The organism is Dactylosporangium aurantiacum (assembly GCF_000716715.1).
In the GTDB taxonomy this organism is placed as follows: Bacteria; Actinomycetota; Actinomycetes; order Mycobacteriales; family Micromonosporaceae; genus Dactylosporangium; species Dactylosporangium aurantiacum.
In genome coordinates this window covers 98,352-121,686 of sequence record NZ_JNYJ01000006.1, presented here as the reverse complement: position 1 = coordinate 121,686, position 23,335 = coordinate 98,352, and the positions used below count along the sequence as shown (strand labels likewise).

Genomic DNA, 23,335 nt, shown 5'->3' with positions numbered 1-23,335 from the left:
CGGGACAGCGGGACGCCGACGCCCCGTCGATCACCGCCGGTCCGCACCGGTCCCACCGGCCACGGCGGACCGCCGACGGATCGTCGGCCGCGCCCGGCCGTGACCGGCGAAACAGGACACTGGTGCGGATGGGCCGTCCGTCAGGCCTCCACGTACTTGGCGAGGTGCTCGCCGGTGAGGGTCGAACGGGCGGCGACCAGGGCCGCCGGGGTGCCCTCGAAGACCAGCCGGCCGCCGTCGTGGCCGGCGCCCGGGCCGAGATCGATGATCCAGTCGGCGCGGGCCATCACGGCCAGGTGGTGCTCGATGACGATGACCGACTTGCCCGAGTCGACGAGGCGGTCGAGGAGCTTGAGCAGCTGCTCCACGTCGGCGAGGTGCAGGCCGGTCGTCGGCTCGTCCAGCACGTAGACGCCGCCCTTCTCGGCCATGTGGATCGCCAGTTTCAGCCGCTGCCGCTCGCCGCCGGACAGCGTGGTGAGCGGCTGGCCGAGCGTCAGGTAGCCGAGGCCCACGTCGGCCATGCGGTGCAGGATGGCGTGCGCGCCCGGCGACTTGGCGTGGCCCGCGGCGAAGAACGCCTCCGCCTCGGTCACCGACATCGCGAGCACCTCGCTGATGTCCTTGCCGCCGAGCTTGTACTCCAGCACGGCGGCCTGGAACCGCTTGCCCTCGCACTCCTCGCAGACGGTGGCGACGCCGGCCATCATCGCCAGGTCGGTGTAGATGACGCCGTTGCCGTTGCAGTTGGGGCAGGCGCCGGCCGAGTTGGCGCTGAACAGCGCCGGCTTCACGCCGTTGGCCTTGGCGAACGCGGTGCGGATCGGGTCCAGCAGGCCGGTGTAGGTGGCCGGGTTGCTGCGCCGCGAGCCGCGGATCGCGGTCTGGTCGACGGAGACGACCCCGGCGCCCTTCGGCACCGAACCGTGGATGAGCGAGCTCTTGCCCGAGCCCGCCACACCGGTCACCACGCACAGCACGCCGAGCGGCACGTCGACGCTGACGTCGCGCAGGTTGTGCCGGGTCGCGTTGCGGATCGGCAGGGTGCCGGTCGGCGTGCGCGGGTCGGTCTTGAGCGACGCCCGGTAGTCCAGGTGGCGGCCGGTCAGCGTGCCGCTGGCCCGCAGCCCTTCGACGGTGCCCTCGAAGCAGACGGTGCCGCCGGCACCGCCCGCGCCCGGGCCGAGGTCCACCACGTGGTCGGCGATCGCGATCGTCTCCGGCTTGTGCTCGACGACGAGGACCGTGTTGCCCTTGTCGCGCAGCCGGACCAGCAGCCCGTTCATCCGCTGGATGTCGTGCGGGTGCAGCCCGACCGTCGGCTCGTCGAAGATGTACGACACGTCGGTCAGGCTCGACCCGAGGTGCCGGATCATCTTGGTGCGCTGCGCCTCGCCGCCGGACAGCGTGCCCGACGGGCGGTCCAGCGACAGATACCCCAGGCCGATCTCGACGAACGAGTCCAGCGTCTGCTGCAGCGTGGCCAGCAGCGGGGCCACCGCCGGGTCCTTGATGCCGCGCACCCAGTCGGCGAGGTCGCTGATCTGCATCGCGCACGCGTCTGCGATGTTGACGCCGTCGATGCGGGACTCCAGAGCCGCCTTGTTGAGCCGGGTGCCGCCGCACTCGGGGCACGCGGTGAACGTGACCGCCCGGTCGACGAACGCGCGGATGTGCGGCTGCAGCGCCTCCTTGTCCTTCTGCAGGAACGACTTCTGCACGCGGGGGACGAGCCCCTCATAGGTCATGTTGATGTTCTCGACCTTGACCTTCACCGGCTCCTTGTACAGGAAGTCGTGCAGCTCCTGCTCGGTGTAGTCACGGATCGGCTTGTCGGCGTCGACGAACCCGGACGCGGCGAAGATCCGCACCAGCCAGCCGTCGACGCTGTAACCCGGGATGGTGATGGCGCCCTCGGCGAGCGACTTGTCCCGGTCAAACAGCTCGTCGAGGTCGATGTCGTTGGCGGTGCCCATGCCCTCGCACTTCGGGCACGCACCGGCCGGCACGTTGAAGCTGTAGTGGAACGACGGCCCGGCGCTGGGCACCCCGAGCCGGCTGAACACGATGCGCAGCATCGCGTTGGCGTCGGTCGCCGTGCCGACCGTGGAGCGCGAGTTGGCCCCCATCCGCTCCTGGTCGACGATGATCGCCGTGGTCAGCCCTTCCAGCAGGTCGACGTCCGGCCGCGACTGGCTCGGCATGAACCCCTGCACGAACGCGCTATACGTCTCGTTGATGAGCCGCTGCGACTCGGCCGCGATGGTGCCGAACACGAGCGAGCTCTTGCCGGATCCAGACACCCCGGTGAACACCGTCAGGCGCCGCTTCGGGATGTCGACGCTCACGTCCTTCAGATTGTTCTCACGGGCCCCGTGGACCTTGATCAGGTCATGACTGTCTGCGACATGCACCGGGCCACTGTAAAGGAGGGGTCTGACAATTTCCGCTGATCCAGCGGCTGCGCCGGGACGACCGCTGACGCGGCAGAGCCGTCCGGGACGACCGCTGACGCGGCAGAGCCGTCCGGGACGACCGCTGACGCGGCAGAGCCGTCCGGGACCACCTCACACGTCCCGGCGGTGGAACGCGGCCGCCGCCAGGCCGAGCACGACGGCGACCCACACGCCCGCCCACGCGACGTACGCGGCGGTCAGACCCGTCTGGCTCAGGAACGGGTGCCCCTCGAACGCCTCACTGAACTGGGTGATCAGCGTCGGGTCCTGGAAGGCGTGCATGGCGCCACGCCACAGCCCGTCCGTCGGCAGCAGCATCCTGGACACGGTGCCGACCTGGGTCAGGCTCGGGTTGCCGAGGGCCTGCCCGACCGCGCCGACGACACCGGCGATCCAGGTGGCGCCGAAGAGGCCGACGGACACGATGCCCGAGGCCATCGGCGAGATCACCGTGGACAGCAGCAGGCCGAGGGTCAGCAGCGCGACCGCCTGGGCCGCGAGCAGGGCCAGGCCGGTCACCGGCTGCGGCGGCCAGTACCCGACGGTGACGCGCACGATGAGCAGCTGGGCGAGCCCGGCGACGGCGACGAAGCCGGTGCCGAACCCGACGAGGCCCAGCCACTTGCCGACGAGCACCGAGGAGCGGCGCACCGGGCGGGTCAGGATCGCCAGGGCGATGCCGGACTCGATCTCGCCGGCGACGGTCGGCCCGGCCAGGAACGCGCTGCCGAGCGCGGAGATCAGGCTCAGCCCGAACATGACCAGGTTGAGCACGGTCGCGGCGGCGATGCGCGACTCGCCGCTGGTCATGCCGCCGAACGTGGCGTCGATGCGGGAGAACCCCCACGCGCTCAGCCCGAGCAGCACGACGGTCATGACGGCGAGCGCGCGCAGCACCCTCCGGCGCGACGCCTCCTGCAGCGTGAGCGCGGCGACGGTGAGCACGGTCATCGGGTCGCCCCTTCCGAGGACGCCCGCAGGATGTCCAGCAGCCGCTGCTCCAGGCTGACCCGGGAGGGTTCGACGGCGTGCACCCGTACACCTGCCGCGACGAGATCGGCGACCAGCCGCGGCACCAGGTCGGCGTCGTGGTCGGCGGGCAGCGTGACGGTGAACGTGTCGCCGCTGCGGTGCAGCGTGCCGGCCGACGCCAGCCGTGCCGTGGCCGCCTCGCCCACCCCGCCCAGCCGCAGCCGCAGCTCCCGGCCGCCGAGCAGTTCACCGAGGGTACCGGCGGCGGCGACCCGCCCTTTGTCGAGGATGACGACGCGGTCGCAGACCCGCTCGACCTCGCCGATGAGGTGCGAGTTGAGCAGCACCGCGACGTTGCGCTCCTTCAGGCCGAGCAGCAGGTCCCGCACGTCGGCGCGGCCGAGCGGGTCCAGGGCGCTGGTCGGCTCGTCCAGCACGACCAGCTCGGGGCGGGCGACCAGCGCGACCGCCAGCCCGAGCCGCTGCTGCATGCCCTTGGAGAAGCCGCCGACCCGGTCGCCGGCGCGGTCGGCGAGCCCGACCGTGGCCAGGCACTCACGCCGTTGCGGGTCCGGCACCGTGGCGCCGGCCAGCCGTACGTGCAGGGCCAGCACCTCGGCGGCGGTGAGCCACGGCTGGTACCGGAACAGCTCCGGCAGGTACCCGACCCGGGCGCGGGCGAGCGGGTCCCGGGCCGGCCGGCCGAGCAGCAGGACCTCCCCCGCGTCGGCCCGGACCAGCCCCAGCAGGATCTTGATCGTGCTGGTCTTGCCGGCGCCGTTCGGCCCGAGCAGGCCCAGCACCTCGCCCCGCCGCACGGTGAAGGAGACGTCGTCGACGGCCGTCTGCCGCCGGTACCGTTTCCGCAGGCCGGAGCACCACACGGCGGGTGACTCGGGCAGCTCGGCCGGCGACGGCGCGCCGCCGCTCAGTGCCCCGGCGCTCACCGGTCCCACCGCAGCCCGCGGGCGACGCCGAGGACCTCCTCGGCGCTCAGCGCACCGGCGACCGCGGTGACGACGCCGTCGTCGACCCACACCACGCCCGACATGACACCGTCGCGGGTGGTGAGGACCGTGGCGGGCCTGCCGCCGACGTCGGCCGACGCCGTCTTCTGCCCGGACCGCACGATCATCGGCAGGGTCATGCCGTTGCCGGAGAACGCCCGCAGTTGCGCCGCGACCGGCTCGGGCAGGCCCGGCAGCGACAGCAGGTAGTCGCGGGCCGTGTCGAACGCGACGCCGTTGGAGTACGCGGTCGGGGCGACGACCCGGGCGACCGCCATCACCGGCGCGCCGCTGCCACCGGGCCACATGGCGGCCAGGCCCGGCCCGGCGCTGAGCCGGAACTGGCTGCCGTCCAGCCCCGCGGGCGGTGGCGGCAGCGCCTTGCCGGCCGCGGCGGCGGTCTGCGCCGCCTTGCGCGCGGAGAACGTGAACACGGCGTCGGCCCGGTTGCCGACCTTGTAGGTCGGTTCCCCGCGCACGCCGCGCGGCAGCTTGCCGACCCGCGGCACCGTCAGGCCGGTGGCCTCCTGCGCCGCCGCGGCGTCGGCCACGGTACGCACCGCGGGACCGTTGGTCACGGTGAGGTCCCCGTACGCGGACAGATCGGGCATCGCGACCAGATCGGCCTGCGTGACGGTGACGGGGGCGATCCGGTCGGTCCGGAAGATCTCCAGCCAGTCCGTAGCGGCCGCGGCGGTCGCCCCGGTCAGCAGCGCGACGGCGGCCACGGCGGCGACCACCGGGCTGCGCAGCGCGACCCGCCACCGCCGGCGCGGGGCGACCTGCACGGTGCGCCGCGGCGCGCCGTCGGCGGCGGACAGGCGCCGCCAGGCCGCGTCGACGTCGACGTCCCCGGCGTCCAGCCACAGCGCCGCCCCGGCGGCCGCCGCGTCCTGGCGCGCGGCGTCCAGCCCGGTCAGGCACACCGGGCAGCCGGCGACGTGCTCACGATCGGTGTCGGCGACCCCCGCCGGCTCGTCCACGAGCCGGCGCAGCGTGCCGTCAGTCGGATGACGCATGACGGTGCAACTCCTTGCGTAGGGCTGACTCGGCGCGCCGCACGACCGTGCCGACGCTGCCGGGGGAAAGTTCGAGGGCCGCGGCGACCTCCGCGTAGCTCAGGCCGCTGTGCCGCAGCACCAGGGCGACCGCCTGCCGGCGGGGCAGCCGGGCCAGCGCGGCCCGCACCCGCCGCCGCTCGTCGAGGGCGACCACGGCGTCGGCCACGTCGGGGCTGACCGCCTCGCCGCCGCCGACCGCCTCCTCCCGGGCCACCCGCCGCCGCCCCGACCGCAGCTGGTTCAGCGCCGTGTGTGCCGCGGCCACGGACAACCAGCCGGTGGCCTCCTCCGCCGGTACCGACGACCGCCCGAACGTCAGGAACACCTCCTGCGCCACGTCCTCGGCCTGGTCCCGTGAACCGAGCACCCGCGCGGCGACCGCCACGACCCGGGGGTACGCGGCGCGGAACACCGCTTCGAGGTCGGCACGCACAGCCACGGCGTCCTTCCGTTCGGCCCGCCCGGCCACCCGTCGCCACCCGGCGGCCGGCACCACCGCCACGACGTCCCCTGCGAGCTTGACATCCTGTTCCACACCTACAGAGCACCGCCACCGCCCTGGATGTGACACCCCGCCTGCCATGATCCCGTGCGCGTCCTGCACGTCGCGGGTGCGCTGGTTGCGCCGGCCGACGCGGAATCTCCACAACAGCGGCACGGGGTGCGCACAGGGTGTCACTACCGTCACGGACGTGCCGCTGACGTTTCCGACCCACCCTGCCGCCGTGCTGCCGCTGAAGCTGTGGCGGCCCCGCTGGTTCGACGAGATCGCGCTGGTCATCGGGGCGATGGCGCCGGACCTCGCGTACACGCTGGACGGCTCGGGGCTGCCGGTCTGGCCGCTGTCGCATCAGGTCGCGGGACTCGTGCTGTGGTGCCTGCCGGTGACCCTGGCGGCGGCGTGGCTGGTGCGACGGGTGACGCCGGTGGTGGCCGCGCACCTGCCGGCCGGCGGGCCGTTCGCGCTCACCGACTACGGGGCGCTGGGACGGCACCGGCCGCACCCCGTCGTCGTGCTGACCTCGGCGTTGCTGGGCGCGGCCAGTCACCTGGCGCTGGACCGGCTCGAGACGGTGGTGCCGCCGTCGGTGTACGTGATGCACGTGCTGGGCTTCGCGGGGCTGCTCGGCACCGTCACGGTCATCGGCCGGCGGCGGCTGCTGCGCGCGTGGCACGGCGACCCGCCGGTGGTGCGGCGCCGCCCGGCGCTGTTCTGGACGGTCGGCGCGGTCGTCACCGGCGGCGCGGCGGCGGTGGTGCCGTTCCTGCCGGGCGCGGCGCTGGGCCACACCACCGGGACCCGGCTGCTGTGCGCGGTGGCCGCGGGGCTGCTCGCCGCGCCGGCCGCCGTGTCCGTGGCCGGGCTGCGGGCGCGGCTCAGGCGGTTCAGCCGGGCGACGGCGGACGGTGGCGGTCAGTAGGCGCCGGCGAGCGCGACCAGGGCCGGGTCGACGAACTGGGTGAGGTCGGTGAACAGCAGCAGACCGGTGATGATGCCGCAGACGTCGGCGGCGATCGAGCCGGGGCCGAAGCTGAACCACAGGCCGTTCGGGACCACCAGCACGGCGGCGCCGGGCTTGTCCCGCAGGGCGTCGGCGATGTTCTCGGCGACGGCCTTGTCGCCGAAGCCCGGGTTGTCGGCGCAGCCGGCGGTCATGAAGTGGTTCCTGAGGGCGAGCGCCAGGACCTTCGCGCCGGTGTCGTCCTTGGCGGCAGGGGTGAACATGGCGGAGGCCGGGATCGGGTCGCCGGTGTCGAGGCGGACGGTGACGGCGGTGACGCCGCCGTTGACGGAGCGGGCGCCGGGGAACCGCATACTGGTGTCGAAGCGGACCGACAGCAGCTTGCCGGTGGCGGCGACGTGGTTGGCGACGGTGGCGAAGCCGTTGTCACCGGCCTCAGGTGGGTACTGGCCGAAGTCGGCGGCGAAGCCGGACAGGGCGCGGTCGGCGGGGGCGCGCAGCTGCGCGTTGACCCGGTCCTGGCGCGCGGCGTCGGGCAGTCCTGAGACCGCCGGGTAGTGCACCGCGATGTGCAGGCGCGGATCGCCGGTCAGCACCTGGTCGGTGATGGTGATCGTGCCGTAGGTCCGCGGCGCGGCGGTGGCGGCCGGATCGACGGCGCCCGCCGGCGACGTGGCGGGCGCGAACGGTGACGGCGCCGCGGCGGCGGCCGCGGTGGCGGTGGGCGCGGCCGACCTGGAATCCGGTCCTGATGTCCGGTTGCGCACGACAGCGGTAATTGTGACGAGCGAGGCGATAATGACGACCGCCTGTATGATGAGCATGATTCGTCTACGTCGGTTCATTATCAACCCCCGTCGCCGTCACCCGGAAATCGCCGACCAGAGCATAATGGTGCCGTCGATGACTGAACGGGCGGAAATTGATGGCCTCGTCGCGCGCCGAGCGCACTATTCGGCCCGTTCGGCGCGTGCGAGACTGGCGCGGTGTCCGACAGCGACGAGCACACGCCACCAACCGATGAAGAAACGCCGCCGGTGCCACCGGCTGATGAGGAAACGGCGCCGCCGGCCGATGACGAAACGGCGGTCGGCCCGTCATTCATGCGCAGGGTCGTCTCGTGGCACTCCGCCCCGTGGTGGGGAGGGGTCGGCAGTATCGCGGGTGTGCTGGGCGTGATCATCGCACTGGTGGTGCCGCCGCAGGACGACGGGCCCGACAAGGGCGGTCAGGGCGCGACGCCGACCGTCGTGGTCCAGAACGGGGCGACCGCCGCGGAATCCGGCGATCCCGTGAAAATCACGCCGGCCCGGCGCGTTCACGCCTATACCGCCGGCGACGGGCACGTGTTCGCGGATGCCAAAGTGCTGACACCGGCGGAGCTGGACGACCTGAACTCCAGGAGGATCAGCTCACCGGAATACGAGGCGTGGTTCGCGGACCGGCACGCGGTCGACCCGGGTAAGACCGAATTCCAGTTCATTGTCGTGGGCCGCCGCGACGGGCAGGTCCGCATCGTCGACATCAGACCGGTCGTGCAGTGCGGCGCCGCGCTGTCCGGCACCCTGTTCACCACCTCCGGCAGCGGCGGCGAGAGCACGACAAAGCTCATCTTCGACCTGGAGAAACCGCAGACCGCCCCGAAATACGTGGAGAACGACAAGGAAGGCGAGGACTATTTCGGGTCGCACACCGTGTCGCTGAAACTCGGCGAGCAGTTCACCTTCGACATCGCCGCCATGGCGAGCACCCGGTACTGCCAGTTCACGCTCGAGATGACCGTCCAGGACGGCGACAAGCCCGTGGTCGTGAAGGTCGACGACAAGGGCCAGCCGTTCAAGGTCACCGGCGGCGGCGGCCCGTTTCAGGTGCTCTACATCGGCGGGATCAACACCATGATGCTCAGCGGCCCGGACGCCGGGAAGTGGCACCGGGCCGACCCGGTGACCGGCAAGGTGTTGACCGGCAACTCGTAGTCGGGCCGGGTGCCGACGGCTCAACGATTGCGCGGGTGGCGCCTGGCGGTGCGTTCGTTGCCGTGCTTGTAGTTGCCGGTGAGGCGGGCCATCAGCTGCTGCGGGTCGGTGGTGTCGATGTCGACGAGGAACCTGGTCGCGGCCGCCCCGCGCAGCACACCCGCGGGACGGCCGTGGTGCAGCAGCTCGACGTCGCCGCTCTTGCGCACGCGATAGCTGAACCCCTCGGGCGCTGCGCTCATCCCCGCATCGTGCCCCGCCGCGATCCCCGGGCGCCAGCGAATTGGCCGCCGCGTCGGGCGAGCCGTACCACCCACGGTCCAGCGGGGCGGGCGGCGGTCAGCTCCTGCCGGTGACGTACGCGACGACCCGCCGCACGTTGTCCGGGACCGGGTCGACGGAGTCCACGACGAGGCGGTCGTCGTCCCAGCCCGCGAACCCGGCGCGGCGCGCCTCGACCGACTCCCAGGTCGGCGCGGCGGCGCCGGCGAGGTCGTTGTCGTGGCGCTCCTCGAGGCGCCGCCGGTGCAGGGCCGGGTCGGAGCAGACGACCTCGACGAAGCGCAGCGGCACCTCGTGCCGGGCGGCGAGGTCACGCCACTGCTGGCGGGCCACCTCGGCGTCGTTGACGGCGTCGACGACGACGGTCTGGCCGAGCTTGAGCATGGTGCCGGCCAGGGCGCCGACGACCACGAACGCGGCCAGCCCGGTCGGCTGCTCCCGGTCGATGCCGGCGGCCCACAGCGCGACCTCGACCGGGTCGACGGGCAGCACCGGCGCCGGCAGCTCCCGGGCCACCTGGCCGGCGATGGTGCTCTTGCCGGTCCCCTGCAGGCCGCACATCACGATCAGCACCCAGACAGGTTGTCACACGGCTCAGCCGAGCGGGTCCCGGTGTCCGGCGTACCACACGGCAGCGAAGGTTCGTGGCGGCACGCGAGAATGGATCGATGGCACTGACGACGCGGTTCACCACGATGCTGGGGGTGCGGCACCCGGTCGTGCTGGCCCCGATGGGCGGGTCGGCCGGCGGGGCCCTCACCGACCTCGACGAGGCCAGGCGGGCGCTCGACGTGGGCGGCAGCGCCGACGGGCGTGGGGTCGCGGCGGCCCTCGCGCTCGGTGCGGCCGGGGCCGTCATCGGCACCCGGTTCCAGGCGACCGCGGAGACCCTCGCCGCGCAGACCGAGGACGCCCTGACCCGGGCGCTGGGCGGCGAGCGGTGACGACCCGGCCGATGCGCGTACGGACCCCCGGCGGCACCTACGAGTGGGAGCTGGAGCGCGGCGAGGGTGACCTGATGCTGCGCGCACCGGACGGGCGGCGGTGGACGGCGGCCGGCGCCGACTGGACCGCGGCGCTGCTGGCGCTGCGCGAACAGCTCGAACCGGAGGGCATCCTGCTGTGCTGCGACGGCGCCCGGCGCGACGTGCACAGCTCCGGCATGGTGCGCGACTGGTCCGGCGGGGAGGACGCGTACGCGCTGCGGCGCGGCCGCCGCCCCGACATGCGGCCCCTCGTCGACGTGTTCGGCCCGGCGGACTGCGCGGCGGTGGGCATGGCAGCGGCCCTGCGACGCGGTTGGCGGACACGTTCCCCACCACACTGGCTCGGCGGTCGCTGAGGCCCGCGGCGGTGCGCAACGACCGGCGCCGCGGGATTGGCATCGGTCCGGGACAATGTCCGCATGCGTTCGTCACAGCGGCGGTTCGGCCTGATCGCCGGTGCCGTGCTGGTAGCCGCCCTCGTGACCGGGTTTCTCGTGCATGAGGGGCTGGACCGGGCCGACAAGTGGGCAAGCGTCGCCGGCGGCGGCATCGCCGTGGCCGGGCTGCTCGCGGGGGCGCTGCGGCGGCCCGCGACCGGCGGTGGGGACGCGACGTTCACGGGTGCCCCGCTGTCGGCGCCGGCGCCCGTCGGCACCCCCGCGATCCGCGGCCGGGACCGGGAGCTGCGGCGGCTGGCCCGCGCGGCGCGGCGGCCGGACGGCGCGGTGCACGTGCTGACCGGGATGGGCGGCGTGGGCAAGTCGTTCCTGGCCGCGTGGGTGTGCCGGTGGTACGCGCGACGCGAGGGCCGGGCGGCCTGGTGGATCGCCGCGCAGGACCAGGCGGGCCTGGTCGACGGTCTGGTCAGTCTGGCCGAGGCGCACGGTCTGGGCGAGGTGCAGGTGACGGCGATCCGCAACGGGGCGCCGCGCGCGGTGGAGCGGCTCTGGGAGCTGCTGCGGCAGGCGCCCCAGCGGTGGCTGCTGGTGTTCGACAACCTCGACGACCCGCGCCTCGCCGCCGGGTTGATCCAGTCGGGGGTGGCCGGCTGCGCCGACCGCGGGCTCGTGCTGGTCACCAGCCGGACGAGCCGCCGGCAGCTGTGGGGGCGCGACGCCGACGTGGTCGAGCTCGGGCCGCTGGCCGCGGCCGACTCGGCGCAGGTGCTGCTGGACCTGGCGCGCGACGCCGGCGCCAGGGCGGCCGCCGAGCGGCTCGCCCGTGACCTGGGTTGCCTGCCGCTGGCGTTGCGCCTGGCCGGGGCCAACCTCAACTCGCCGTTTCCGATCTGGCACACGTTCGACGGCTACCGCGACGCGCTGCGGGAGCTCGGCGTCGATCGGGTCCTCGCCGCGCCCGGGGCCGCCGGCGAGCCCGTCGAGCACCGCGCCAACGTCATGCTGACGTGGCAGATGTCGGTGAGCGCGCTGGAGGGACACGGACTGCCGTACGGCCGGCCGCTGCTGCAGGTGCTGTCGCACTTCGCCCCGGGTGTGCCGGTGCCGGAGACACTGCTGCACGCGGACCCCGTCCGGGCGCTGCTCGGCGGCGACGGCGCGGCCGGGCGCGACGCGCTGCACGTACGCCGGGTGGTGCAACGCAACCTCGAAGGCCTCGCCGACCAGAGCCTGATCACTGCCGTGGCGGCCGTCGCGCCCGACCGCAGCCGGCTGTTCATGCTGCACCCGGTCGTGGCCGAGACGAACCGGGTCGGTTCGCCCGGCCGCTCCGCGCCCGCCGGTGTCGCCGTCGCGCTCGTGGCCGCGGCCGTCGCGGCCCTGCGGTTCGACGACAACGCCCACTGGGCCTGGTTCGGGCTGTTCGCGCCGCACGTCGAGGAGCTGCTGCGGTCCGCCGGTACGCTCACCGACGAGGACCTGGCGACCCTGATCACGACGGTCAGCCGGGTGGTCGCCGCCGACACGTGGCGTGGACACGACGCGGACGCCGAGGCGCTCGCGGTGCGGGCGCTGCCGCACGCCGACCGGCTCGGCGCGACGCACGAGGCGCTGCTGGCGCTGCGGCACGAGCGGGCGTGGGCGGTCGGGCGGCTCGGCCGGTGGGCGGAGGCCCACGCCGAACTCTCGCAGGTGTGCCAGGCGCGGACCAGCGGTCTGGGCGCCGGGCATCCCGACACGCTCGACACCCGGCACAAGCTCGCCTGGGCCACCGGGCGGCTCGGTGACTGGCGGGCCGCGGAGTCCCTGCTGCAGGCGGTGCAGCTCGCGCGGGTCGCCGCGCTCGGCGAGGAGCACGCCGACACCCTGCACACCCGGTGCTGCCTGGCCTGGGCCATCGGGCGGTGCGGGCGGCCGGACGAGGCCGAGCGACGCTACACCGGGGTCATCGCCGCCCGGGAGCGGGTGCTCGGCGCCGACCACGCCGAGTCGCTGGACGCCCGGCATTCGCTCGCCGAGCTGTACGTGCTGTGCGGCCGTTTCGCCGCCGCGGAGGAGGAGCTGCAGCGGCTCGTCGCAGACCGGCGTCGGGTGCTGGGCGCCGGGCATCCCGAGACGCTCGACACGCGTCCCCGGTACTGGCTGGGCCGGGCGCTGCTCGGTCAGGGCCGCCGGCGCGAGGCACAACGGGTGCTGCGGGCCCTGGCCGACGACCAGATCCGCTACCTCGGACCGGACCACCCGGCGACCGCGGAGACCGTGACGCTGCTGCGGTCGCGGTAGTCCGGCCGTGCGCTCACCCGGGCGCCAGTTGCCGCGTCAGCCGCTCCAGACCGTCCCTGATCAGCTGCCCGTACGCGTCGTCGCCGAGGGCGCCGATCCCGGCGCGGGCGTGCTCGATGTGCTCCCGGGCGCGGGCGGGGTCGCCGAGCCGGTGGTAGCAGTCGGCGAGGTTGAGGTGCAGCGACGGGTAGAGGCCGGCCACGGACAGCGGCACGCCGGCGCGCGCGACCCGGTCGTCGGTGAGCAGGCCGGCCGCCGCGAGTGCCCGCCGGTCCCAGCGCAGCTCCTCACGGACGTCGTCCTGCACGTCGGCCATCGAGTGCGCGAGCACGCAGACGTGCAGCGGGTCGCCGTGCTCCCCGCCGATCTCCTGCCAGACCTGCGCGAACAGCTCGCGGGCCGCCTCGCGCCGCCCCTGACCGTGGTGCAGCTGCACCGCCTCGCCGATGCGGGCCATCACCGGGTCGGTGGTCATCGACGGCTCCTTCACGCGTGGGGACCGGCGGTGATGCCGTCCAGGACGGTGGTCAGGTTGTGCGCGAAGGTCTCCCCGGCGTCGAGGTGGGCGCCGTCGTGGACGAGCCGGGCGACGGTGGGATACCTGCCGGTGTCCAGCATGCGGGTGAGGTACGGGCCGTGGCTGGCCTGCCAGGCGGCCTCGTCGGTGCCGGTGGCGCGGGCGGTGCGCCGCTCGGTGACCTCCCGGCGGATCGCGCCGACGATGAACGCGTTGAGCGCGCCGAGAGCGCGCTGGAGGTCCTCGATGCCGCGGATGCCGGGGGCCTGGCTCAGCGCCGCCGCGGTCGCCTCGCCCACGGCGAGCGCGTGCGGGCCCAGGTGCGGCCGACCGCCGAGCAGGTCGGCGAACCATTCGTGGTCCAGGGCCGCGGCCCGGGTGGCGTGCGCGACCGCGAGGACGGTGGCCCGCCACCCGGCGTCCCGGGCGGATCCGGCGATGCGGGCGTAGACGACGTCGACCATCAGGTCCAGCAGCTCGGAGCGGTTGGTCACGTAGTCGTACAGCCGCATCGGTCCGACGCCGAGCTCCTTGGCGATCCCGCGGACCGACAGCCCGTCCAGGCCGTGCGCGTCGGCGAGCCGGATCGCCGTGGCGGCGATCTTCTCCCGGCTCAACGGCACCGGCGCCGCCCGGGGCTGCGGCTCGGGCCGTTCCCAAACGGGGAGCGGTCCGCTACCGTACGGTGTATCCATGAGGTACATCGTACGCTAACGGAGTGGGCATGCGCATCGCGATCGCCGGGGGCGGCCTGGGCGGGCTGACCCTCGCACGGATCCTGCACCGGCACGGCATCGACGCGGTCGTGTACGAGCGGGAGGCCCACCGGTCCGCCCGGCCGCAGGGCGGCTCGCTCGACCTGCACCCCGAGTCCGGGCAGCAAGCCCTCGCCGACGCGGGTCTCACCGTCCGGTTCCAGGAGCAGGCGCGGCCCGAGGGCGAGGAGCACCGCATCCTCGACCCGGCCGGGCGGGTGCTGGTGCACCATGAGCCGCGACCCGGCTCGTTCGCCGGACGCCCGGAGATCGACCGTCGCGCGCTGCGTGACCTGCTGCTCGACGCGCTCCCCGGCGGCACGGTGCGGTGGGGCCACCGGCTCGCCGAGGCGGCCCCCGGGGCCGGCGGCGGCTGGGAGCTGACGTTCGACGGCGGCCACCGGACCGGCTGCGACGTCCTCATCGGCGCCGACGGCGCGCGGTCGGTCGTCCGGGCGCTGCTGACCGACGTCCAGCCGTCGTACGTGGCCACGCTGGTGGAGCTGAGCATCGGCGACGTCGACCGCCGCCACCCGACGATCGCCGACCTCGTCGGCCCGGGCAACCTGTGGTGCGTCGGCGCGAACCAGATCCTGGCCGCGCAGCGCCTCGGCGACGGCAGTCTGCGCGTCGGCGTCTCACTGCGCGCGCCGGACCGCCCGGTCGACACGTACCGCAGCAAGCGCGCCCTGCTGGAGCTGTTCGACGGCTGGGACCCGCGGCTGACCGCCCTCATCGACGCCGGCGACGGCGACCCCGCGCCGCGCCTGATCGCGGCGACGCCCGCCGGCGCGCGCTGGCCCGGCCGGCCGGGCGTCACCCTCATCGGCGACGCCGCGCACCTCATGGCACCGGTCGGCGAGGGCGCCAACCAGGCCATGCTCGACGCCGCGGAGCTGGCCGCCCGGCTCGCCGCCGACCCGCACGACCCGGACGCGGCGATCCGGTCGTACGAGACGGCGATGTTCACCAGGATCCACCCGATCGCGGAGATGTCCGCCCGGATCCAGGCGATGATGCTGTCCCCCACCGCCGCGGAAGACATCGTCCGCTTCTTCACCCGCCCCGCCGCACCGGCGGCCGCCGACTGAACCGGCCGCCGGGGTTGCGTCCCGGTGTGCTCCGGCGAGGACGAACCCGCCTCGTGGGTGGACGCGTGCATCGGAGAAGTTCGCCGGCCGGTGTCGGATCGGGGCGGTGGCGTTCGTAGCAGGGGCGAGGCCACCCGCTCGGGGCGGCACCGGATGTGAAGGAACCGCCACCATGAAGCTGACCACGATGACCCAGCTGACCATCGACGGCGTGATGCAGGGCAACGGCGGCGCGTCGGAGGAGGACCGCCGCGACGGGTTCGTGCGCGGCGGGTGGGCCCTCGGCAAGGGCGACCAGGACACCAGGGCGTACATCAATGACACCTACCAGCGCGCCGACGCGTTCCTGTTCGGCCGGCGGACCTACGAGCTGTTCGCCCGCTCGTGGGGGTCCCTGGCGGAGCGGGACGTCCCCGGCTGGGAGCCCGTCATGCGGGCGTTGAACGCGCGCCCCAAGTACGTGGCGTCCACCACCCTCACCGACCCGGCGTGGTCGGGCACCGACGTCCTGGCCGGCGACCTGGCGGCCGCGATCGCGCAGCTGAAGGCCGCGCCGGGCGGCGAGCTGCAGGTGCACGGCAGCGGCACCCTGATCCGCTGGCTGCTGGAGCGCGGCCTGGTCGACGAGCTGACCCTGCTGGTCGTCCCCGTGGTGCTCGGCCAGGGCGCCCGGCTGTTCCCGGCCACCGGCCCTGACCTCGCCCTCCAACTGCTCGACTCCCGCGTCGACTCGAAGGGCGTGACGATCCAGGTGTACCGCCCCGCCGGCCGCCCGCAGTACGCCCCCGCGGCGTCCTGACCTGCCCGCGGGACACCTCCGGGCGCTGGACCCCAAATCCCGCGGCGAAGATTTCTGGCATAGCGTCGGATCTGGGGCGAGCCGTTCGTAGCACAGGTGACAGGCGGCCGGAGGGGGCCGCCGGGGACGCAAGGGAGTCGTGGGATGACCCGGTACTTGATCTCGTTCGATGACGGCGCGATGGACCACATCACCGGCGAGGAGCTGCCCGAGGTGGGCAAGGCGGCGCACGCGGTGATCCGGGAGATCGTGGACGCCGGGGTGTTCGTGTTCGGGGGTGGGCTCCAGCGCCAGACGGCGACCGTCGTGGGCACCGACGGGATGGTCACCGACGGCCCGTACCCGGAGACCAAGGAGGTGATCGGCGGGCTCGTCGTCGTCGACGTCGCCTCGCGGGCCGAGGCGGTGGCGTGGGCCGCCAGGATCGCCGCTGCCTGCCGCTGCGCGCAGGAGGTGCGGGAGCTCATGGCCGACCCGGAGCTCGACGGGATGTTGAGCGCGGCGAACGGCTGAGGGTGCCCCGGGACCGGGCGGCGGTGACGTCCGGCCCCGGACGGGACTGCGGCGGGACGGCTCAGGCGCGCAGTTCCGCGGCGATGGCGTCGAGACCGCCGCGGGGTCCGGGGCCCGCGTCAGGGCGCGGCCGATGACGACGTGCGAGGCCCCGGCGCGCAGCGCGTCCACGGGGTGCCCCGGCCGGGCGTGGTCAGCAGCTGCGGCCCGATCTTGTACGCCCGCCCGCGGTCACCGAGACGCTCCACGACCGCGCAGGCCTCCTGCTCGGTGTCGAAGTCCAGGGCGACGATGACGCGACGGGTCAGATCCATGGCGGTCATCCTGGCATGATCGTCGCCATGACCGATCGCTTCCTCACGCACCTGCCCGTCGGTGGGCCGTCCGTCCCGTTCGAGGGCGGCATCCCCGGGTGGGACACATTCCCGTTCGACGGTGACCTGCGGGTGAAGTCGCTCGACCAGCCGGCGCTGCCGGAGCCGCCGCGCAACGGCGAGGACGGCCCGGACGGCTGCTTCATCTGCGAGGACGGCCTGCGCCGGGCGGTGTGGGCCGACGAGCACTGGATGCTGCGGCACTCGGGCGGCCCGACCGCGGTGCCGGTGGTGGTGCTGCTGTGCCCGATCGGCCACCACGACCTCGGCGACCTGCCCGCGGCCCGGGCCGCCGAGATCGGGCCGATGCTGCAGCGGGTCGAGCGGGCGATCATGTCGGTCGGCGGGATCGGCCGGGTGCACGCCTCGAAGATCGGCGACGGGGCGCGGCACCTGCACCTGTGGTTCATGGGCCGGCCCGCCGGGCTGACCCAGCTGCGGGGCAGCTGCCTGCCGCTGTGGGACGACGTGCTGCCCAAGCAGGACGAGGCCCAGTGGCGGGCGGTGCTGTCCGAGGTGGCCGCCGCGCTCGCCGAGGACGGCGGCACGGCCTACTGACCTCAGCGCCGCTCGACGACCCGGAACCGTTGCAGCACCGCGGGGGTGTCGTCGTCGACCGTGTACTCCGGGTCGCCCAGCCAGCCCCGGTACTGCTCGCCGTGCCAGAACTTCTCGTGCCCGGCCCGCCAGGCGGCGACGGTGTCGTGGCCCTCGCCCTCGTCGCGGGCGTGGGCGACGTCGACCTCGCCGAGGCCGCACACGCGGACGCGGGTCAGCTCGATGACCGCGACCCGCCGCCCGGCGGAGTCGACGACCGCGGCCCGGTCCCCCACGGCCGGCAGCGGGTCACCGTCGAGCGCGTAGTCCTGGACCAGGGCCGTCGTCGTGGTTTTCGTACCGTCCAGCACGGCGGCGACGAGCGCGTCGCGCAGCGGGCCCGGCCAGGCGAAGTGGAACTCGGGCAGTTCCTCGGCGTTCACCCCGCCACCTTACGGCCCGGGTACCGGCCGACGAGGCTCACCGACGACGGCGTCACCGGCAGCTCCGTGGCCAGCAGGGCCGGATGCCGCAGCCAGTGCAGGCGGGCGAGGTCGGGGCGGCCGTCGTACACGGGAGGCCACCCGCGGGACGGCGTGAAGTCGTCGATGACCAGCAGACCACCCGGCCGCAGCCACACCTCGACGTCGATGGGCTCCCCGTCGTGCTTGCCGTGCCCGCCGCCGTCGAGGACCAGCAGGTCGAACGGCCCGTGCGCGAGCAGGTCACGCCAGTCGGCGGCGACGACCGTGACGCGCGGGTCGGCGGCGAACACCTCCGCGGCCACGGCGGCCCGGTCCGGGTCGCGCTCGACGCTGACCAGCCGCGCACCGGGGTCCGCGCCGGCGGCGAGCCACGCCAGCCCCACGCCGCAGCCGGTGCCGGTTTCGCCGATCGTCCCGGCGCCGACCCCACGGGCCAGCAGGCGCAGCAGCTCCCCGTGCTCCGGCCCGCACGAGTTGGCGAACCCGGTCCGGCGGGCGGCGGCCACCGCGGCGGCGACGGGCGCCGGCACGGCGGTTTGGTCGTATGCGGGCGTCCCTCGTACTGTCATGCCGCACATGGTCGCATCGCCGGAGGTCGCTCGTGGGTGGTCGCTCGTACATGGTAGCGGCCCGGATCCCGATGCCGCGGGCCGGCTTCGACACGTGGCTGCGCACACCCCTGCCCGGACCGGACGCCATCGCCAACCCGGCCGCGATGTGGACCGGCTGGGCGGCCGACGGCGCCGGCACCGACTGGGACCTGACCGGGCTCGCCGGCTCCCCCGCCGCGGCCGCCGGCATCCGCGAGGCCCGCGCCGGCACCCCGCTCCAGCGGCTGGCGACCCGCGCCACCCGGGGCGTGACCGTCGCCCGCCACCACGACGGCGCCCTGGAGGTCTACCTGTACGACTACCACGGCGACACCTACGGCACCCAGACCGACCTGCTCATGCTCGCCGGCGCGGCCCGCTTCGCCACCGCCGACTCACCGGTCCTGCACTGGGGCGGCGACGTGTACCCCGACCTGCCCCTCAACGGCGACCCACCCCTGGCGGTCCTGCTGGTCGGCCCGTCCGGCGCGCGGTTCGTGGCCCGGTTCCCGCTCGACGCGCCCATCACGCGGCTGCGCCCGGTCGAGGCCACGTTCCTTGCCGCGGCCGAAGCGTCCGGCGACACCTGGGACACCGAAGGGCTCCTGGACGCCGCCATCCGCGGCCACGCGACCGACGCGGACCGGCCCGCCGTCGACGTACCGGTCACCGAGCTGGGCTGCCAGTCGAGTGCGACGTAGTGGAACTGGGTGGAGTCGATCGCGACAGCGCAGTGCGACTGCGCGCCGTCGCGGCACAATGGGCCGGTGGATCTGCGGGCACTCGTCGCGGCGATGAGCGACGCTCGGCCCGGGGAGCGGGTGTGGGCCTCGCTGGTGGTCGACGAGGCGGTCCTCGCCCGGCTGATCCGTGCTGCCGAGCACCCGCGCGCGTTTGACCATGCGTGCCGCACGCCGCCCGACCGCTGGCCGCATCCGGGCACGCCGCACGATGCGCTGATCACCGCGGTCTGTCAGCGGGTGGACGACTTCCGGCGCCTGCTGGAGGCCGCCCTCGCCGCCGTCGAGCTGCGCGACTTCTCGTTCGCGCCGTACCTGCGGGTCGCGTTCCCCGCAGGTCTTGCCTTCGACGAACCCACCCCGGCGCAGGACTGTTTCGCACAGGACCTCGGGACCGGCGGCATTCCCAGCACGCAGCGCCACTACGGCCTGCGCTGGGCGGCGGCGTTCAGCCTGTGGGTGGCCGTCGATCAGTGGGACCGCGGCGTCGCGTACCGGCAGCAGTTCGTCGGGTGCGCGGTGCGGGCGGCGATGGGGTTGGATCATCACATGCATGTCGATCTGACGACGCCGCATGCTCGTGCGCTCGGGGAGGTCCTGTCGGAGCTGGGGTCCTGGCAGCGGGACGGGCTGCCGGTCCAGTTGCATCCGGGGGACCTCGGGTGGCAGTGGCGGTTCGGGCCGGCCGCGCTGGCCGGGGCGCTGCGGGTCTGGACCGCGAACGGGACCGTCGTGGCGATCGGGTTGCTGGATGAAGGGTCCCTGGTCCGGATGGGTGTCGCCCCGTCGGCGGATCAGGATGAGGGGCTCGCCCGAATCCTCCTGCGCGATCTCGAGGATCCGGCCCGTGGCGTCCTGACGGGCGACAAACCGATCGTCGAGGCCCGGTTCGGCACGGTCTTCCGTTCGCTGCTGCGCCGGCGCGGCTGGATCGATGACGAGCCGTGGACGCCGTTGGTCCGGGACCTCCGCAGTCCTGTCGAGACGCCGCGGGTGCGGGTGGAGACCGTCGGCCACGAGCGGGTCGCTGACCGGGTCGCGGTGCAGCGGGCGGCCTTCGACCGCTCGACCTTCACCGCCGGCCGGTGGACCGTGATGTCGCGGTCGCCGGCGTACCGGCACGCCCGCTGCCTGGTCGGCTACGACGACCGGGACAACGCGGTAGCGGCGGCCACGGTCTGGTCGGCCGGGGAGGGCCGTCCCGGTCTCCTGGAGCCCGTGGGCGTCCATCGCGACCACCGCGGTCGCGGCTACGGTACCGCGATCACCCTCGCCGCGGCCTCGACGCTGCGGGACATGGGTGCCTCCAGCGCCACCGTCGTCACGCCCACGTCGAACGCCGGCGCTGTCGCGACGTACGCCTCGGCCGGCTTCCGTCGCCTGCCCGCGGTCACCGACTTCGCGCTGGTCCGCTGACCGTGGCAGGCGGCCGTCGAGGTGCTCGTGTTCGGGCGGTGCTGACCTGCGGCAGACACGACGCGGCCCGCAGCGCACCGGGTCGGGCGCTGCGGGCCGCTGCCGCTGATGTCAGCCCGCGCCGCCGGCGCGGAATGCCACCCAGCCGTCGCTCATCCGGTCCGCCTGCCCGGCGGTGAACATGTTCATGCAGGAGTCCTGCGAGTAGTCCATGAAGTTGTGGATCGGGTCGAGCCCGGGTGCGCTGCACGTGTCCGCGCCGACCGGGCAGTTGAACTGCGGGATCGCCTCACGCGGGGTGTCGGCCACGTAGTCGCCGGACGCGGCGCAACCGTGCGCGAAGGTGTGCTCCAGCATCAGCCAGTGCCCGACCTCGTGCGTGAGGGTGTCGCCCTCGGCGTACTTGCCGGCCGTCCCGCCGGGCATCGACTCGTCGAGCATGACCACGCCGTCGATGTAGTCACGGCCGTTGTTGTAGCCCTTCGGGAAGTACGCCCAGCCGAGCAGCCCGTCGCCGATGTTGGCCGCGTACACGTTCAGGGTGCGGGAGTCGCCGGTGTACAGCGCCATCTTCATGTCCCGCTCGTTCTTGCCCGGCACGACGGTGTACCAGTCGCTGTTCACCGTCCACGTCGTGCCGGTGAGCGTGAACCGGAACGGCGTGTCCGAGGCGTCCGCGGCCGTCCTGCCGGCGAACGAGTCGTTGAGCACCGTCATCTGCGCCGCGATGAGCGTGTTCCACCGGGCCTGCTCCGCCGCGCCGAGCGGGTGGTCGGAGATCATGTGGAACACCGTCGGCACGGTGACGCTGCCGTTGGCCAGGCGCGGCGAGTCCTTGATCACGCCGTACGCGTTCGCTTCGTTCTTCGGGTACAGCTGCGGCTCCTGGGCGGTGGCGCCCGCGCTCACCCGCGCCCCGCTGCCACCGGCGCCCGGCGCACACTCCGCGGCGCCCGCGGCGCCCGCGGCTCCCGCGGCGGCGGGTGCGGCACCCGTCGTGCCGGCCGTGCTGGGGGCTCCACCCGCCGCCACCACAGTCGCCACGGCAGCGGTCGTGACCGCCAGCCGCAACGTAGATCTTCTTCGCATCGTTCACCTTCCACGCATCCGTGTATCAGGAGCGGCCACGACCGGACGTCATGGGTCGCCTCCCACCGGCATGAGAACACGCTGCGGTGGTGACGAGAAGACCTCAGAGCGGCAGCCGGGGGTCGTTGGTAGGGTCCAGGGGTGCCCGCCGGCGCCCATCCGGACAGGGCGCTCGCTGCCGTGCCGCCGGAGCGCCCGTGGGCCGTGGACACAGGCCAACCGGTCGTCCAACGCCCCGCGCCGCAGTGGCCGCAGCCCGGCGGCGGCCGGCGGATCCCGTCCAGGGCGACCGGGTCGAACGGGGCACGTGGTCGGCGAGGAGCCGGTCCGCCCGCGTCCGGGCGGCGGCGCGTCCCAGGCGGCGATCGGGATCCCGCCACCGTGGGTCGTGGAGCCGGACCAGCGTGGCCGGGGCGGTGGGCGCCGGTTGAGGCCAGGCGGGCACACCGCCCGGGTCGACCATCTGCAAGGGGCCGGCCGACGGTTCGGCGGCAGGGCCGCGCTGCCCGTGGACCGGTCAGCGGCCGCGGCGTTTGGCCGGGCCGCCGCGGGGCGAGGCGCCCCGGCCCGCGGCGCCGGACCCGGTGCCGGACCGGCCGGGCTGCTGCCTGCCCGGCTGCCGGCCCGGTTGACCGGTGGACTGCCGCCCCTGGGCGGCGGGTTGCCGGCCCTGCTGCCGGGCGGGCCGCTGACCCGCCTGCTCGCCGCCGCCACCAACGCCGGCGCCACCGTCACGGCCGCCACCGTCACGGCCGCCGCCGGCGCCACGGCCTCCGCTGGAGCCGCCACCGCCAGCGCCGCCGTCACGGCCGGCGGCGGCGCCGGAAGAGCGGCCGCGGGTGCTGTTCGCGGTCCGGCCGCGGACGATGCCGATCATCTCCTCGACCAGGTCGGTGTGGCGGTCGCGGACCCACACGAGCGCCACCGAGGACTGGGGGGCGTCGGTGACGACGCGGTACGTGAGGTCCTTGCGGTGGTGGGCGCGGGCGAGGGACTGCGGCACGACCAGCACGCCGACCTCGGCCGCGACCCATTCGACCGCGGCGGCGGTGGTCGCCGGGCGTTCGGCCAGCACCGGCGCCGGGACAGCGGGCCAGGTCAGCACGTCGTCGAGCGGGCTGAGCAGGGTCTCGTCGGCCAGGTCGGCGACGGTGAGCTCGTCGGCCGCCGCCAGCAGGTGGTCCTTGGGCACGACGGCGACGGTGGCTTCGGTGTACAGGGGGATCGCGTGGAACTCGGCGGGGTCGACCGGCAGCCGGATCAGCCCGGCGTCGGCGCCGGCGGAGAGGTGGCCGGGTGCGGCGGCGGCCTCGGTGGGCTCCAGCCGCAGCTCGACGTCCGGCAGGCGCTCCGACCAGACCCGGGTCCACTTGTCGGGGGTGACGCCGGGGACGACGAGCAGGCGGAACGTCTCGGGACGGCGGTCGTCGGGCACGGCACCTCCGAAGCAGCGGGCTGACCGGGTAGGGGCCGGACCTGGTCAGGGTACCCGTCGCGGGGGTGCCGGCAGGGTGACGGCGGGCACCACGGTGCGGGCGATGTGCC

The 23,335-nt window shown here is 74.3% G+C and carries 26 protein-coding genes; 11 read left to right on the top strand and 15 right to left on the bottom strand.

All coding sequences use genetic code 11. The annotated features are described in order from the left end of the window. Positions 1 to 140: 140 nt before the first annotated feature. From OP18_RS08315 to OP18_RS08295, 5 genes are all read right to left on the bottom strand, one after another. A complete protein-coding gene (locus OP18_RS08315; protein ID WP_052386384.1) occupies positions 141 to 2,414 on the bottom strand; it encodes an ATP-binding cassette domain-containing protein in 2,274 nt (757 codons plus the stop codon). A gap of 153 nt (positions 2,415 to 2,567) precedes the next feature. Then, positions 2,568 to 3,407 (bottom strand): ABC transporter permease, encoded by an 840-nt coding sequence (locus OP18_RS08310; RefSeq protein WP_033358168.1) that lies wholly within the window; start codon positions 3,405 to 3,407, stop codon positions 2,568 to 2,570. After that, the gene (locus OP18_RS08305; RefSeq protein WP_245635299.1) at positions 3,404 to 4,375 is read right to left on the bottom strand and encodes an ABC transporter ATP-binding protein; all 972 of its coding nucleotides are present in this window, start codon (positions 4,373 to 4,375) and stop codon (positions 3,404 to 3,406) included. Before OP18_RS08305 ends, OP18_RS08310 begins: the two co-directional genes overlap by 4 nt. Continuing rightward, complete coding sequence (locus OP18_RS08300; RefSeq protein WP_033358167.1) at positions 4,372 to 5,454, bottom strand: hypothetical protein; 1,083 nt, start codon at positions 5,452 to 5,454, stop codon at positions 4,372 to 4,374. Before OP18_RS08300 ends, OP18_RS08305 begins: the two co-directional genes overlap by 4 nt. Next, positions 5,438 to 6,031: a sigma-70 family RNA polymerase sigma factor gene (locus OP18_RS08295; RefSeq protein ID WP_245635298.1), complete on the bottom strand. Its 594-nt coding sequence runs from the start codon at positions 6,029 to 6,031 to the stop codon at positions 5,438 to 5,440. The genes OP18_RS08300 and OP18_RS08295 overlap by 17 nt, the downstream gene beginning before the upstream one ends. A gap of 157 nt (positions 6,032 to 6,188) precedes the next feature. Between OP18_RS08295 and OP18_RS08290 the strand changes: the two genes are divergently transcribed. After that, a complete protein-coding gene (locus OP18_RS08290) occupies positions 6,189 to 6,917 on the top strand; it encodes a DUF4184 family protein (protein ID WP_052386382.1) in 729 nt (242 codons plus the stop codon). Here OP18_RS08290 and OP18_RS08285 read toward each other — a convergent pair. Next, positions 6,911 to 7,783 (bottom strand): hypothetical protein, encoded by an 873-nt coding sequence (locus tag OP18_RS08285; RefSeq protein WP_156089363.1) that lies wholly within the window; start codon positions 7,781 to 7,783, stop codon positions 6,911 to 6,913. The genes OP18_RS08290 and OP18_RS08285 overlap by 7 nt on opposite strands. A gap of 162 nt (positions 7,784 to 7,945) precedes the next feature. Between OP18_RS08285 and OP18_RS08280 the strand changes: the two genes are divergently transcribed. Next, positions 7,946 to 8,935 carry a hypothetical protein gene (locus tag OP18_RS08280; RefSeq protein ID WP_156089362.1) on the top strand — a complete coding sequence of 330 codons (990 nt, stop codon included), beginning with the start codon at positions 7,946 to 7,948 and terminating at the stop codon, positions 8,933 to 8,935. A 20-nt stretch (positions 8,936 to 8,955) separates the two neighbouring features. On the opposite strand, the gene OP18_RS08275 is transcribed toward OP18_RS08280, so the two are convergent. Together OP18_RS08275 and OP18_RS08270 are read right to left on the bottom strand one after the other, a co-directional pair. Continuing rightward, positions 8,956 to 9,177 carry a hypothetical protein gene (locus OP18_RS08275; RefSeq protein WP_033358164.1) on the bottom strand — a complete coding sequence of 74 codons (222 nt, stop codon included), beginning with the start codon at positions 9,175 to 9,177 and terminating at the stop codon, positions 8,956 to 8,958. Between the two features lie 97 nt (positions 9,178 to 9,274). After that, positions 9,275 to 9,790, bottom strand: a complete 516-nt coding sequence (locus OP18_RS08270) for a P-loop nucleotide/nucleoside kinase family protein (protein WP_033358163.1) — start codon at positions 9,788 to 9,790, stop codon at positions 9,275 to 9,277. Positions 9,791 to 9,885: 95 nt separating this feature from the next. Here OP18_RS08270 and OP18_RS62470 point away from each other — a divergent pair, with 95 nt between their 5' ends. From OP18_RS62470 to OP18_RS08255, 3 genes are all read left to right on the top strand, one after another. Continuing rightward, positions 9,886 to 10,161 (top strand): nitronate monooxygenase, encoded by a 276-nt coding sequence (locus tag OP18_RS62470; protein ID WP_033358162.1) that lies wholly within the window; start codon positions 9,886 to 9,888, stop codon positions 10,159 to 10,161. Positions 10,162 to 10,172: 11 nt separating this feature from the next. Next, a complete protein-coding gene (locus OP18_RS52160; RefSeq protein ID WP_156089361.1) occupies positions 10,173 to 10,559 on the top strand; it encodes a hypothetical protein in 387 nt (128 codons plus the stop codon). Between the two features lie 63 nt (positions 10,560 to 10,622). Beyond that, complete coding sequence (locus tag OP18_RS08255; protein WP_033358161.1) at positions 10,623 to 12,884, top strand: tetratricopeptide repeat protein; 2,262 nt, start codon at positions 10,623 to 10,625, stop codon at positions 12,882 to 12,884. Between the two features lie 13 nt (positions 12,885 to 12,897). On the opposite strand, the gene OP18_RS08250 is transcribed toward OP18_RS08255, so the two are convergent. Next, a complete protein-coding gene (locus OP18_RS08250) occupies positions 12,898 to 13,359 on the bottom strand; it encodes a tetratricopeptide repeat protein (RefSeq protein WP_033358262.1) in 462 nt (153 codons plus the stop codon). Between the two features lie 11 nt (positions 13,360 to 13,370). Continuing rightward, on the bottom strand, positions 13,371 to 14,096 hold the full coding sequence (locus OP18_RS08245) for a TetR/AcrR family transcriptional regulator (RefSeq protein WP_033358160.1): 726 nt from the start codon (positions 14,094 to 14,096) through the stop codon (positions 13,371 to 13,373). Between the two features lie 29 nt (positions 14,097 to 14,125). On the opposite strand from OP18_RS08245, the gene OP18_RS08240 reads away from it, so the two are divergent. The 3 genes from OP18_RS08240 to OP18_RS08230 all read left to right on the top strand — a co-directional run bounded on the left by OP18_RS08240 (position 14,126) and on the right by OP18_RS08230 (position 16,559). Beyond that, positions 14,126 to 15,247, top strand: coding sequence for an FAD-dependent oxidoreductase (locus OP18_RS08240; RefSeq protein WP_033358261.1), 1,122 nt, complete (start codon positions 14,126 to 14,128; stop codon positions 15,245 to 15,247). A gap of 172 nt (positions 15,248 to 15,419) precedes the next feature. Next, complete coding sequence (locus OP18_RS08235; protein ID WP_033358159.1) at positions 15,420 to 16,046, top strand: dihydrofolate reductase family protein; 627 nt, start codon at positions 15,420 to 15,422, stop codon at positions 16,044 to 16,046. A 144-nt stretch (positions 16,047 to 16,190) separates the two neighbouring features. Continuing rightward, positions 16,191 to 16,559, top strand: coding sequence for a YciI family protein (locus OP18_RS08230; RefSeq protein ID WP_033358158.1), 369 nt, complete (start codon positions 16,191 to 16,193; stop codon positions 16,557 to 16,559). A 119-nt stretch (positions 16,560 to 16,678) separates the two neighbouring features. Here the strand turns inward: OP18_RS08230 and OP18_RS08225 are convergent, their stop codons facing one another. Next, positions 16,679 to 16,873: a hypothetical protein gene (locus tag OP18_RS08225; protein ID WP_156089360.1), complete on the bottom strand. Its 195-nt coding sequence runs from the start codon at positions 16,871 to 16,873 to the stop codon at positions 16,679 to 16,681. Between the two features lie 27 nt (positions 16,874 to 16,900). Between OP18_RS08225 and OP18_RS08220 the strand changes: the two genes are divergently transcribed. Next, the gene (locus OP18_RS08220) at positions 16,901 to 17,491 is read left to right on the top strand and encodes an HIT family protein (protein ID WP_081970565.1); all 591 of its coding nucleotides are present in this window, start codon (positions 16,901 to 16,903) and stop codon (positions 17,489 to 17,491) included. 2 nt (positions 17,492 to 17,493) lie between these two features. Here the strand turns inward: OP18_RS08220 and OP18_RS08215 are convergent, their stop codons facing one another. Next, positions 17,494 to 17,913: an ASCH domain-containing protein gene (locus OP18_RS08215; protein WP_033358156.1), complete on the bottom strand. Its 420-nt coding sequence runs from the start codon at positions 17,911 to 17,913 to the stop codon at positions 17,494 to 17,496. Then, positions 17,910 to 18,524, bottom strand: a complete 615-nt coding sequence (locus OP18_RS08210; protein WP_033358155.1) for an O-methyltransferase — start codon at positions 18,522 to 18,524, stop codon at positions 17,910 to 17,912. The genes OP18_RS08215 and OP18_RS08210 overlap by 4 nt, the downstream gene beginning before the upstream one ends. Positions 18,525 to 18,574: 50 nt before the next feature. Here OP18_RS08210 and OP18_RS56895 point away from each other — a divergent pair, with 50 nt between their 5' ends. Continuing rightward, entirely contained in the window at positions 18,575 to 19,246 is a 672-nt protein-coding gene (locus OP18_RS56895) for a hypothetical protein (RefSeq protein ID WP_156089359.1), read from the top strand. A gap of 66 nt (positions 19,247 to 19,312) precedes the next feature. Next, a complete protein-coding gene (locus tag OP18_RS60380) occupies positions 19,313 to 20,701 on the top strand; it encodes a GNAT family N-acetyltransferase (protein ID WP_245635297.1) in 1,389 nt (462 codons plus the stop codon). Positions 20,702 to 20,812: 111 nt separating this feature from the next. Here the strand turns inward: OP18_RS60380 and OP18_RS08195 are convergent, their stop codons facing one another. Beyond that, complete coding sequence (locus OP18_RS08195) at positions 20,813 to 21,790, bottom strand: zinc metalloprotease (RefSeq protein ID WP_033358153.1); 978 nt, start codon at positions 21,788 to 21,790, stop codon at positions 20,813 to 20,815. A gap of 517 nt (positions 21,791 to 22,307) precedes the next feature. Further along, the gene (locus tag OP18_RS08190) at positions 22,308 to 23,225 is read right to left on the bottom strand and encodes a LysR family transcriptional regulator substrate-binding protein (protein WP_081970517.1); all 918 of its coding nucleotides are present in this window, start codon (positions 23,223 to 23,225) and stop codon (positions 22,308 to 22,310) included. Positions 23,226 to 23,335: the final 110 nt, after the last annotated feature.

Bases quoted from the DNA above. Each gene is read 5' to 3' on its own strand.
- OP18_RS08310 (WP_033358168.1), bottom strand. From the start codon at position 3,407: ATGACCGTGCTCACCGTCGCCGCGCTCACGCTGCAGGAGGCGTCGCGC.
- OP18_RS08300 (WP_033358167.1), bottom strand. From the start codon at position 5,454: ATGCGTCATCCGACTGACGGCACGCTGCGCCGGCTCGTGGACGAGCCG.
- OP18_RS08285 (WP_156089363.1), bottom strand. From the start codon at position 7,783: ATGCTCATCATACAGGCGGTCGTCATTATCGCCTCGCTCGTCACAATT.
- OP18_RS08275 (WP_033358164.1), bottom strand. From the start codon at position 9,177: ATGAGCGCAGCGCCCGAGGGGTTCAGCTATCGCGTGCGCAAGAGCGGC.
- OP18_RS62470 (WP_033358162.1), top strand. From the start codon at position 9,886: ATGGCACTGACGACGCGGTTCACCACGATGCTGGGGGTGCGGCACCCG.
- OP18_RS52160 (WP_156089361.1), top strand. From the start codon at position 10,173: ATGCGCGTACGGACCCCCGGCGGCACCTACGAGTGGGAGCTGGAGCGC.
- OP18_RS08255 (WP_033358161.1), top strand. From the start codon at position 10,623: ATGCGTTCGTCACAGCGGCGGTTCGGCCTGATCGCCGGTGCCGTGCTG.
- OP18_RS08250 (WP_033358262.1), bottom strand. From the start codon at position 13,359: ATGACCACCGACCCGGTGATGGCCCGCATCGGCGAGGCGGTGCAGCTG.
- OP18_RS08245 (WP_033358160.1), bottom strand. From the start codon at position 14,096: ATGGATACACCGTACGGTAGCGGACCGCTCCCCGTTTGGGAACGGCCC.
- OP18_RS08240 (WP_033358261.1), top strand. From the start codon at position 14,126: ATGCGCATCGCGATCGCCGGGGGCGGCCTGGGCGGGCTGACCCTCGCA.
- OP18_RS08235 (WP_033358159.1), top strand. From the start codon at position 15,420: ATGAAGCTGACCACGATGACCCAGCTGACCATCGACGGCGTGATGCAG.
- OP18_RS08230 (WP_033358158.1), top strand. From the start codon at position 16,191: ATGACCCGGTACTTGATCTCGTTCGATGACGGCGCGATGGACCACATC.
- OP18_RS08225 (WP_156089360.1), bottom strand. From the start codon at position 16,873: ATGGATCTGACCCGTCGCGTCATCGTCGCCCTGGACTTCGACACCGAG.
- OP18_RS08220 (WP_081970565.1), top strand. From the start codon at position 16,901: ATGACCGATCGCTTCCTCACGCACCTGCCCGTCGGTGGGCCGTCCGTC.
- OP18_RS08210 (WP_033358155.1), bottom strand. From the start codon at position 18,524: ATGACAGTACGAGGGACGCCCGCATACGACCAAACCGCCGTGCCGGCG.
- OP18_RS56895 (WP_156089359.1), top strand. From the start codon at position 18,575: ATGGTAGCGGCCCGGATCCCGATGCCGCGGGCCGGCTTCGACACGTGG.
- OP18_RS08195 (WP_033358153.1), bottom strand. From the start codon at position 21,790: ATGCGAAGAAGATCTACGTTGCGGCTGGCGGTCACGACCGCTGCCGTG.